The organism is Mesorhizobium sp. M2A.F.Ca.ET.037.01.1.1 (assembly GCF_003998075.1).
Taxonomy (GTDB): Bacteria; Pseudomonadota; Alphaproteobacteria; order Rhizobiales; family Rhizobiaceae; genus Mesorhizobium.
This window is the reverse complement of sequence record NZ_RZSA01001474.1, coordinates 1-1,079: the sequence shown is the minus strand read 5'-3', so window position 1 is coordinate 1,079 and position 1,079 is coordinate 1. Positions and strand designations below refer to the sequence as shown.

1 protein-coding gene is annotated in these 1,079 nt (G+C 62.1%); it reads left to right on the top strand.

The features are described 5' to 3' along the window. Window positions 1-342: 342 nt before the first annotated feature. Window positions 343-1,079: glutamate--tRNA ligase (locus EOA27_RS37700; RefSeq protein ID WP_245491358.1), on the top strand; the 737-nt coding region annotated here is incomplete at its 3' end.

Here is a 1,079-nt window from a genome sequence, read left to right as displayed (position 1 = left end):
GGCGGAAATCCGGGCAAAACGCACAAAATCCGGGAAAAAAGACCGGCCTCTGAACTCTCCGGTCACGCCCGCAACAGGAGCGCATGGCCTATAAAAAGCGACTCGTTCCGACCCGTCAAGGATTCGTTTTTGTAGCTTTTGTGACCCCAACATCTTGTGTGTCACATATGTGGATAACGGGGACATGCGAAGCCCAGGTCCCCCGGCACTTGACGCGGTTTATCAGGCTGCCGCGAAGCCAGCCTGGCCGGCGGCTTTTCATTTTAGCTGGCTTGCACTATCTGTTGCGTTCGTGCGGGGGCGCGCCTTGTCAACGCCAAAAGCATCCGCTACGCCCCGCTCATGACAGTCACCGTCCGTTTCGCCCCATCGCCGACCGGCCGCATCCATATCGGCAATGCGCGCACCGCGCTGTTCAACTGGCTTTTCGCCATGAACAACAAGGGCCGTTTCATCCAGCGCTTCGACGACACCGACATTGCCCGCTCGAAGCAGGAATATGCCGACTCCATCCTTTACGACCTGCACTGGCTGGGCATCTTCCCGGATGTCACCGAGTACCAGTCGCGCCGCTTCGATATCTACGACGCGGCGGTCGAGCGGCTGAAGGCGGCGCGGGTGCTCTATGCCTGCTACGAAACGCCGGAAGAGCTCGATCTGCGCCGCAAGGTGCGTCGCACGCGCGGCCTGCCGCCGGTCTATGGCCGCGAGGCGCTGACGCTGACGCCGGAGCAGGTGGCGGAATATCAGTCTGACGGACGCAAGCCCCATTGGCGCTTCCTTTTGCCCAATTTCACCAGCGATCCGCTGCAGCCGGAGCGCACGGACGTGCATTGGAACGATCTGGTGCGCGGCGAGGAGACGGTCGATCTCGCCTCGCTGTCGGACCCCGTCCTGGTGCGTGAGGACGGCACCTATCTCTACACCCTGCCTTCGGTGGTCGACGATATCGAGATGGGCGTCAGCCAGGTCATCCGCGGCGACGACCATGTCACCAACACCGGCGTGCAGATCGCGATCTTCAAGGCGCTTGGCGCCGAGCCGCCGGTCTTCGGCCACCACAACCTGCTCACCACGAC